The organism is Psychrobacter sp. 1U2 (genome assembly GCF_051847575.1).
Genome location: NZ_JBPYDC010001475.1, coordinates 1 through 593, shown reverse-complemented (window position 1 = coordinate 593; position 593 = coordinate 1). Strand labels below are relative to the sequence as shown.

Annotated in this window: 1 protein-coding gene; it reads right to left on the bottom strand. The window is 50.6% G+C overall.

What is annotated here, in order from left to right; translation table 11 throughout:
• Nucleotides 1-593, bottom strand: a 593-nt coding sequence (locus ACS8FD_RS22715) for an amidohydrolase family protein (RefSeq protein ID WP_439277523.1), incomplete at both ends; no start/stop codon positions are given.

Here is a 593-nt window from a genome sequence, read left to right as displayed (position 1 = left end):
AATCAGGTACAGGGGTCAGATATGGCTGGCTAAAATACGCCGTCTTGCCTTGCGGTGAGCCGTCGGCGATGATTTTGGTGCCTTGAACCTTAAAGCCGTTTTGGTAGGTTTTCCAAACAAAGTCTTTATCGGCTAAGTTTTCATCCAAGTCGCTGACGCCAGCGAGTGACACCAAATCAATCTTTAATTTGCCGGCATCGGCTTGCGATTGAAAAAACTTGATCGCATCGCGCGTGGTTGAGCCATCTTGCGCGGTGGTGACGCCATGCTGAGCATAATAATCTTGGGTTTGCTCAAAAAACTCTGCTTGATTGGGCTCTAACACCTCAAGCATCTTACGCACAAACGGATACATGGCGGTTTCTTGCACCAAGCCATTGGGCTCACTGCTGCCTTTGACGCGAGCGATATTGCCGCCTTCAGGGGCTTCGCTGTCCGCATCAATACCCATAGCCGTAAGCGCTTTTGAGTTGGCAACACCCATATGCCCGCTGGTATGCTGCAAGTAAACGGGATTGCTGGGCAGCGCTTTATCGATCTCATCTTTGGTCGGGTGACGATCCTCGTCAAGTTGACTTTCATCATAGCCCCAG